At 52.9% G+C, this 10,346-nt stretch carries 2 protein-coding genes; both read left to right on the top strand.

Going from position 1 to position 10,346, the window contains the following annotated elements:
- Positions 1-673 precede the first annotated feature (673 nt).
- Positions 674-4,099 (top strand): hypothetical protein, encoded by a 3,426-nt coding sequence (locus C8E01_RS08960; RefSeq protein ID WP_133242748.1) that lies wholly within the window; start codon positions 674-676, stop codon positions 4,097-4,099.
- Positions 4,100-4,164: 65 nt separating this feature from the next.
- Complete coding sequence (locus C8E01_RS08955; RefSeq protein WP_133242747.1) at positions 4,165-10,293, top strand: DUF6443 domain-containing protein; 6,129 nt, start codon at positions 4,165-4,167, stop codon at positions 10,291-10,293.
- Positions 10,294-10,346: the final 53 nt, after the last annotated feature.

The raw sequence follows: 10,346 nt of genomic DNA, 5'->3' as shown, positions 1-10,346 counted from the left end.
AAAAGTTTGGCCCTTTTGCTGTAAGGACGCAGCCAGAACAGCAAAAGGGCCAGTAAATTAAGATATAGCAATGACACAGTTCTAATTACACTCCCTAATTAGGTTCCAGCTTTACGTTAACTTAATTCCCCTTCATCCTTTCAAAGCTGGCCCAAGCAAACTAGGGCCTCTGATAATTAAGAGCTTTCTACTGTATGATTACCTGATATATAAGGTTATGAGCCAGCAATAACTTTAGGATTTGGTTTGAACAGTTTTTATTACCTTTTTCAGAAGCACTGGTATATCTGACCCATTTATAAGTTACATACTGTTTTGTTCCTAACATAGGGTATATATAGTTATAAGATATATTAACTAGGTGCTAGTTACCTCCTTTGTTCTTTCTTCCTTGATGCAGTTGAGGGAAGCTCTTAACTTGAATACTATGTAGAGGCAGGGGCGTTTTTCAAATTTCAAAGTATCGCCTGGTTAGATCCTCCCATGATGATGCTGGTTTTACGCTAAGCCGATGGCTTCTGCAAATAATACCGATTCCTCTGAAGAATGAAAATGAGGAACAGTGTATAATGTAACTGAATATTTTATGAGACAAACTGTTTTATACGCAGGATTTATTTTAATAACCCTCTTTTGCAGTCATGTGGTTAATGCGCAGGACAAGCCAGCTCTTGTGAATTTTCCCAGCCCTAATGCGGCCAGCCTCGGCACATATGGGGAAGTGCCTGTCAGCCTTTTTACCGGTGTGCCCAATATACAGATTCCGCTAACCGAGCTAAAAGATGCAGGCGTATCGATGCCCCTCTCGCTGAGCTACCATGTGGCCAGTGTGAGGCCCAATACACGTGCCGGCTGGGTAGGTCTTGGCTGGAACCTGAATGTCGGAGGGGTGATAACCAGGACGATCAGGGGTTATGCTGATGAACAGAAATACAGGTCACAAACCAATGCGCCCGGTATCGGGTTCTTTGACCAGTATGCGTGGCTGAATCAAGATGACTGGGATCAACCCCACAGGCTGGAGGCGTATTATAAGGCGTTTTCTGAATTTCAAGGCAGAGAATCAGAATATTATAAAGGCCCCACTTATGATATAATGGCCGATGTTTTCAGCTTTAACTTCATGGGGTATTCAGGCAAATTCATGCTGGGGCATGACGGTAAGTGGAAAGTGGTGTCTGATCAGGACATAAAGGTGGAATTCAACGCTGCAACAGGATTTGTCAATGAGACTACCGTACTCTGGCGGGCGAGTAAAGTCGCTACAACGACCGGTTTCGACATTCCGGATTTGATGAAGAACTATCGACACCGCTTCTTCAATGAGTTCACGCTGATCACGCCTGATGGAACAAGGTATGTGTTCGGAGGGCAGCAAGTGCAGGACGGTTCTGATGAAACCGTGGCGGACGCCACGGAGTTCAGTGTGAGCTACAGGGGACAGAACGAGGAGGAGCTGGTTCCCACCAGTTGGTATCTCACTAAAATTATTCCTGCTTCAGGGACGGAAGTGACCTTTCGTTACCGGCCGGGACCTCCGGTTGCTTCGATTGGCAACAGTATAATTGATTCCAGTGTGTCCGCAGAAAGAAATGGTACGAGCTGTCATACAAACACCTTCAGCGGGCACGGTTACACCTGCGTGGACGGTGATCCTGTTTCGACAACAATGGGAGCGGCTGACGGATTCCTGATTCTCCCGGTTTATCTGGAAAAGATTTCCTCAGCCAACTACACTGTAAGTTTTTCGATTTCAAAGAGTGACGAGCTTAATTATCATGAGAAGGATCTGAAGCATACAGAAGACTACTATCCCTTCTCCAGGTACCTGCAGCGTGTGTCCGACCTGGAGTGGAAGAAGCTGGAAAGTATGAGTATCAATGGAAAAGATGGCCAATTAATAAAGAGGTTTTCGCTGGCATATTACCCATCTGTGGATGGCGATGGAAAGAAAAGGCGGCTGAAACTCCACAAGGTTACGGAGACGGGGCGGGATGGCAAGCCCTCCGAGCCGTATGTGATAAGTTACAACGAAACAGTCAAGCTTCCCCCTTACAACGTGGATGCTGTCGATCACTGGGGCTACTTCAATGGAGCAGACCTGTGCGGCATGAACAATATCTCTATCCATACCTATCATGCCTTGCGCCAACCAGATGGCTCAGGAGTGTACCAGCGGGCGGAGACTATCAATAGAATTACTTTCCCGACAAAGGGGTATACTGAATTCAGCTTTGAGCCACATGCCTACTACAAGGTGGTGGACAGGGACCGCGTATCATTTCAACAGGGGTACTCAAATCGCAAGGCAGGAGGTCTGCGGATCAAGGAGATTAAATCTTACAACTACGACGGACAATTGCTCGCAGCAAAGGAATTCTACTATGTGAAAGGCTTCAACGGCAATGAAAATCCAGATCATTTGAACTCCAGCGGCATTCTCGGCGGGCTGACTCAGTATGCGTGGGATGATTACGAAAGTAAGGATATAGAGGGAAATCACTACACCTATTCGTATTTCAACAGTGGCTCCCTGCTTCCCTTTGGCCTGAATGGGGATGGCAGCCATATCGGGTACTCGGAGGTGATAGAGCGTTCTGTTGGCAATGGCTTTACCAGGTACACTTTCAGTAATTTTGATACAAATTCTGAATCCAGCGTGCCAGGCGGGGTGGAACTCACGTCTGAGTACGGAGACCTGTCTGCCAATGGTAGAACGCATTATCAGACGAGTTTTTACTCCCCTTACAATGACAGGAGTATTCTAAGGGGAAAGCTTCTGCTCCGGCAGGATTATGACGAGTCAGCCAGAGAAGTTCGAAAGGCTATCATGCACTATGAAAAGTCCTCCCGGGAGGCGGTGCGCATGGTGGAGGTCCGCAAGCAAAAGCTATGCAGTCCTGTAAGCGGCTACTATGCCACTGCTTACCAGATTCCTCTCTACCGCTTTAACCTGGTGAAGGAGGAACTGATTGAATTCAATGAAAAAACACCTCCATTCACCTCAAAGAAGGAATACAGCTATAATGCAAGCAACCTGATCAGGGAGCAGGCCCTGACGGACAGCAAGGGTCAGTCACAGATTGTGGAGTACAGGTATCCGGGGGACTACGCTTTTGACGGGATTCTCAACAGCTACTATGCAGACCAAGTGCAATGGTGTGCTGCCAATGACCATGTGGGGCATTGCAAAGAAGTGGACCGTGCGTGTTACCCGTACTCGAGCTGCGAGGAGTTTGCAACGGCCATGACGGCGGAGCTAAGGTCTGAGAACAATGCTGCGACCACCTTGGAGAAAATGCAGGCATCGCATATGCTCTCTCCCGTTGTGGAGGAGCTCGTCTGGCTGCAGGATGCTAACGGAAGGGTGCTGCAGAGCTCAGTGCTGAATAAGTTCAGGGATTTCGGTGCCGCGGGTGGGGGCATTCGGTTGGAGGAGAAGTTGTCGGCATTCGTCAAGGAGCCCATAGCAGCGTCTGACTTTGTGCAATCAGTGATCAGCAGCGATTTCAAACTCAGCCATGACAGCCGTTACAGGCGGGAAATATACATGAAAGCGTATGATGACAAGGGGAACCTGATTGAAGCCCTTCCCGAGTATGGCCCACCGCTGACTTACCTGTGGGGATATAATGCGGCCTACCCGACAGCCGAGGTGAAAAACGCTACCGCTGACCAAGTATTTCATACAAGCTTTGAGGCTACCGGGACGGAGGGTGAAAGCGCTAAGACGGGCAATCGATTCCATAGCGGAGACTATACGTTTTCGCCACCCGCCGGTTTTTCGCCACTGCCTGGGTCTACATTATCTTACTGGAAGTGGTCAGCGACCGATAATAAGTGGAGCCTGGTGAAACAGCTATACAATGGGGGGCAGGTCACCTGTACAGGAGACCGGATAGACGAATTACGCATCGTTCCGCCTGGTGCTGAAATGAAAACCTATACTTATAACCCGCTGGTAGGTGTAACAAGCATGGCAGACACAAATGGCAAAACTGTTTATTACGAATACGACGTTTTAAGTCGCCTGAAGGTGGTGAAAGACCACGCGGGCAATGTTTTGAAGAGTTACGAGTACCATTACCGAGGCCAGTAATCCCTGACTTTATGAGAAAACGCTATACCCTTCTGCGCCATGCAGGCGCTCTAGTTTTGCTGATTATGTTATTACTTTCCCAGCTGAGCGTACTGGCGCAGAAGGGCCCGGGCAAGGGCAAGGCGGCGGTGCTCCCACCGGGCAACTGGTCCAAGTCCGCGCGTGACCAGGTGGCGGCGTCCTCTCTGCTGATGCCCGATCCGGGTAACGGGGGCTACACCTTCACCATCACAGGGCCGACCACTGTGTGCGTCGGCTCGACCTACACCTACACCGCGACGGGAGAGGTGGGCTGCTCGGCTGACTTCTGGAGCGTGAGCGGGGGCACCTACACGCAGAACGGCAACTCGGTGACGGTGACCTGGACCTCGACGCAGGGCTCCCTGCAGGCAGCCGGCGGCTGCCCGAGCCCGGACGGCAACTTCTACATGGCTACGGGCTCCCTGTCGGTGCAGGCCAACCCGGGCCCGAACGCCTACAGCGTGACGGGCGGGGGCAGCTACTGTGCCGGCGGCAACGGCGTGTCGGTGAAGCTTCAGGGCAGCCAGAGCGGGGTGCGCTACCAGCTGCGGCGCAACGGGGCGAACGTGGGCTCTCCTTTGACAGGCAACGGCGGTGAGGTGAATTTCGGCAGCCAGACGGCGGCGGGCACTTACACGGTCGTGGGCTCTTTTACCACGGGCTGTGCAGCCACCATGACTGGCAGCGTGCAGGTGGCGGTGAACCCGCTCCCCCCGGCCACTGTCCAAGTAGTTGGCTCCACTACTTTCTGTAATGGGGAAAATGTGTTGCTGCAGGCACCGGTGGGCGCGGGCTACCTTTACCAGTGGCTGCTTAATGGCAGCGCTATCTCAGGTGCCACGGGGCAGAGCCTTACGGCCACCGGGGGCGGCTCCTACACCGTAGCCGTGACCGTGACCAGTTCTGGCTGCACAGCGGTGTCAGCTGCCGTGCAGGTGAGCGTGACGACCGTGGATCAGCCGATCAACATGCCGACCATATCCACCAACATCTGCGGGCCGAAGACCATTACGCGGGACCAGCCGCCTTCGGGCATCTCCTGGTTCTGGCAGCTTTCGGCGACGGGTAAGGATACCTACCCAGTCAACAGTGCAGAAACGTTTACGGCCACCCGGACAGACACTTATTTCATCCGTGCCCGGAACGATGCAACCAACTGCTGGGGGGAGGCCGTGCCGATCCGGATAACAGTGGTCCCATTGCCCACGGCCCCGGCTACGCCATCCGTCTCGTCAAACCCCTGCGGAAGCAAAATACTGACGCGTACTGTCAGTCACTCGTCGGATGTGACCTGGTACTGGCAGGGACAGAACCCTGATGGCATGAACGACGATCCCGCTAACAGTGGTGAGACTTATATAGCCACATCCAGCGGAACCCACACCTACTACCTGAGAGGACATTCCAACTCGGGAGACTGCTGGGGGCCTGCCGTGGGGGAGCAGGTGACGGTGAATACACCGCCGCCTGCTCCCTTCGTCCCGGCAGCGTCACGGGTAGGGGAGGGCGCCGTGAGCATGGTCGTACAGTCACAGGTGGGCGGTTACACTTACCAATGGTACAGTGCCCCCTCGGGCGGGGCGCCCCTGCATACGGGGAACAGCTATACCCCGAGCCTGGCAGCGACGACTACATTCTATGTATCATCCGTGAGCCAGGGCTGCGAGAGTAGCAGGAGCGCAGTGACGGCAACGGTATATGAAATTCCTGTAATCACCGTTATCAACGGGTCTACAACCTTAGCCCCGGGAGAGGGTGTGACAATGGCGTCGGCTACGGCTTATGACACATACCAGTGGCTGCGTGACGGGAAGGTACTCACAGGTAAGACCGGGCGGGAGCTGTATGTCTCCACACCGGGTTACTACAGTGTGCGCGTGACTATGGGAGGAGGCATTCATCAGGTGGTCTCCAATGAGATACAGGTGCAGCGTGCGCGGGACCTCTCGGACATGAATTACATCGTGGAGAACACGCTCAGGGAAAAGGGTGTGGTGAGCGCTGAGGAGGCCGATGGGCTGCCGATAGACCCGCTGGCACAGCAGATTACCTACTTCGACGGATTGGGAAAGCCAGTGCAGGTGGTGCAGACGCAGGCCAGCCCGGGGTGGAAGGATGTCGTACAGCCGATTAGCTATGATCAGTTTGGGAGGGTGGAAAAGACCTACCTTCCCTATGTGAAAGGAGCTGATGGGACTTTCAGGCCGGAGGCCATCACCGGGGAAAACGAGCAGTTTTTGTTTTATAGTCCTTCAGCATCCAGCCCGGGCGTGGCTACAAGCGAACATCCCTGGGCAATTCCGATATACGAGAACTCGCCCCTGTGCCGGGTGCTGAAACAGGGGGCGCCGGGCACGGATTGGCAGCCCGATGGCCTCCCGGTAGAGACCAGCCCGGATCATTCTACCAAGCTGCAGCACCGCTCCAACACTGAAGGGGAAGTACGGCTGTGGCAGGTAAAGTCCATGGGGCCAGCAAGCACGGAATATTACACAGAGGCTTATTACCTGCCGAGCACGCTCAGTGTGACAGAGGTACGCGACGAGCATAATGCCCTGTCAATAGAGTATAAGGACCGGCAGGGACGGGTGGTGATGAAGAAAGTTCAGGAGGCAGACCAGGTTTCGGGGGTGGCCGAAGATTTCATGATCACACAGTACCTCTATGATAACCTGGGCAACCTCAGGCTGGTGATACAGCCCGAGGGTTACCGCGAGGAGCTCCCTTCCCCTAGTTTGAATGGGCGTATTACGCTCTCTTCCCAGTTCACACCTGAATTCCTGGAGCGCTGGTGTTTCCGTTACGAGTACGATGGGCGACGTAGGCTGATCGAAAAACAGGTGCCCGGTTCAGGCCCTACTAGGATGGTCTATAACCGGCGCGATGAGGTCATCTTCACGCAGGACGCCAATCAGGCAACTTCTCCGCAGAGATGGTCCTTCGTCAAATACGATGCGCTGGGCAGGCCGGTCATGACAGGCGTGGTAAATGATGATCGCGACCGCCAGGCTCTGCAGGATGCGGCAGAGGCTGTTTCACAGCAGTTTGAGGCAAAAGATAATTCAGGTGTAGGTGTTGGCTATACGCTCAATGCCTCTTCCCCGATCGGCATCGTGCTGGGAAAAGATAACCTGCAGACATTGACGTACTATGATGACTATAACTACCCGCAGCTCAGCGGCTACGGCTTTGATGATGCTTTTTTGGCAGGAGCGGGTTTAGAAGAGTTGAATAGCCAAGTGACGGGCCAGGTGACAGGCTCCCTTACCCGGGTGTTGGGAGCACAGGACGTATCGGGAGAACCAGTGTGGTTGACGGCAGTGAGTTTTTATGACGACAAATACCGGGTGATCCAGGTACTTGGTGACGGTTTTCTGAACGGGAAGCGGGTGGCCAAATGGGAGCGGACGGGCACAGTCTACAACTTCGTGGGGCAGCCGGAGGAAACCCTTTCTGCCTACCAGCTACCCACTGCAGGTTCAGTGCCGGCGCGCGCCCATCAGATTCACCAGCTACTAAAGTACGATCACATGGGCCGTCACACGAGGACGGAACAGAAAATTGACGAGCATGGACCGGAGATACTAGCCGAGAACAGCTACAACGAGTTGGGGCAGCTGGTGGCCAAACGGCTGCATAAGAAGAACGGTGCGGGGCAGGAGCCCTGGGAGCAGGATTTTCTGCAGAAAGTGGACTACCGCTACAACATCCGGGGCTGGCTAACGGACATCAACGGTATTGAGCTGGACAGGCTACCAGACGACCCGCAGGACGACCTCTTCAGCTTGAAGCTTCTCTACCAGGAGGAGTCGGCATTGGGAAATTCCCCTCAGTACAACGGCAACATTGCCGGGGCGCTCTGGAAGACTGCCTCCGGAGCAAAGGTGCAGCGGGGTTATGCCTACAGCTACGATAAAGCCAACCGGCTGCTGGGCGCGAGCTACCGGGCCCAGGGGGCCTCCGGGTTATGGGATGAGGAAGAGAACCACTACTCTGTCAGCGGCATTACCTATGACGCCAACGGCAACATCGGCTCCATGCTGCGCTACGGGCTGACAGCGGGTGACGCGCACGAGCGCCAGGACCCCAACAGGGCCTGGGGCGAGGTGGACAAACTCAAATACCGCTACGAGGGCAACCGCCTGGTGAACGTGCAGGACCTGGTCACGGATCCTGGTCTGGATACACAGTGGGCGGTGGACTTCCGCGAAGGCATCCACACGAGTGAGAACACTGTGGAATACCGCTACGACGACCATGGCAACATGAATTTTGATGCCAACAAAGGCATTGACAGCGTCATCTATAATTACCTGAACCTGCCCGAGCGGGTGAAAGTGGACGGCAAAGGACATATCCGCTTTTTCTACACGGCCGCGGGCCAGAAGCTGCGCAAGGAGATATACGACTTAAATGGTCAACTGACAGGCTCGACCGACTACGCAGGACCTTTCGTTTTTGAGGCTGGGCTGTTGCAGTTTGCTCACACACCGGAGGGTCGTGCGCTTTTCGATGGCAGCAAACCGGCAGATGAGCAGTGGCGCTATGAATACCACCTCAAGGACCACCTGGGCAACCTCAGGGTAAGCTTTGCAGAGCCGGTCAACTCAATGGAGGGGCTTTCAATGGAGCCGATGATGGCTTACGAGGAGGAGCAGACATTTGGTCGTGTCTCGGAGACGCGGCACCTGGACCGGGGAAGGGCGCGCTCAGGTTCTCACGCGGCACTCGTGGGGGCTGGGCATGATCGCCCGCTGGGGCCGAGCCGAAGGCTTTCTGTGAGAAAGGGTGACAGAGTCAGTGCAGAGGTATATGGCCTTTACGAAGAGGAAGTGAAAAGCAGTAGGGGCCTAGACCTTGCGACCTGGTTGCTGGGTTCGGCCACGGCTGGTGTGAGTACCATGGCAGAGCCTGGCAGCGGGAAAAGCAAAGCACTGCCTTACATCGGGGCGGGCATCGCCTTGGCCCCGCAGGTGCTGCAGAAAGAAAGAGGAGCACCTGTGGCATATTTGCGCTATATTGCCTATGACAAAGACTCCAGCTATGTGGATTCGGGCTACCAGCTGCTCACGCGGCAGGCTAACAGGGGCTGGGAGAAACTGGAACTGGCGTATACGGCACAGCAGGATGGCTTTGTGGAGGTGTTCCTCGCGAACGAGAGCCACGAGGCGGCCTGGTTCGACGACATGTCGGTGCTGCATGTGGAGCAGATGCTGGTGCAGGAGAACCACTACGACCCCTGGGGACTCAACCTGGTCGGTATTGAGAAAACCGGTACGCCGGACCACCTCTTCCAGTACAACGGGAAAGAAAAGCAGACGGAGCTGGGGCTAGGCTGGATGGACTACGGGGCCAGGATGTATGATGCCCAGATTGGAAGATGGCATGTGGTAGATCCTATGAGCGCAAAACATCCCTATGCAACTCCATATCATTACACTTTTAATAATCCAGTTCGATTTATTGATCCTTTTGGGTTAGATACAGCTTTATATAAATTGAATGGAGGTCAATTGCTAGCAACAAAGCCAGGAAATAATAAGAAGACACCTGTTTATGTAGTGGATGAGACGGCAGATAATTATAATGAAAATGATCCATGGGCAACAGCTAGACCTTTAACATACCAAGTTGGTAGAACGTCGGGAGGAGGTATTTCTGGGAGGTCATTTAGAGGTAACCATCCATTAAAGGGTAGAGGCACAAAGGTCGGTGCGCAAGTTTATAGTGAGGATCTGATGGATATGACTGATGAGTTTAATGCTCTTGTAGAAGGAGGTATTTCAGATTTTCTACCTCTTGCTAGTATGAAAGGTGGAATGTTTGGAGCCAAAGGACGTGCATTTAGGAACTTAGTCACGGATGATGCGAAATATGATTTGAAATCTGACATAACTAGTGATGGCACGTTGTCTTATGCTGCAAAAGTTATAGGGGAATGGTCATTCTTGAACGGTACTTTGAGACGTTATGATGATTATGGAAATATATCATATGGTATTTTTGGTGTAGCAGCAGGGTTTCCCAATTCAGATCTATTTAAAGGTTCAAATCTAAATCAAACTTTTAAAAATATATTTGGTGGTACTAGCGGTGGATTTGGAGATGAAAAGCGAGATGCATATATGATTCAAACTGGTATTTATAATGCTCAATTTTTCTTAAAGAAATAGGTTATGAAGGTATTTCTATATTTTTGTTTAATGGTATTTTTAAATGCTGGTTG

Source organism: Pontibacter virosus, from assembly GCF_003096355.1.
In the GTDB taxonomy this organism is placed as follows: Bacteria; Bacteroidota; Bacteroidia; order Cytophagales; family Hymenobacteraceae; genus Pontibacter; species Pontibacter virosus.
The sequence above is the reverse complement of the archived record's forward strand: the minus strand, read 5'-3'. Positions and strand labels throughout refer to the sequence as shown.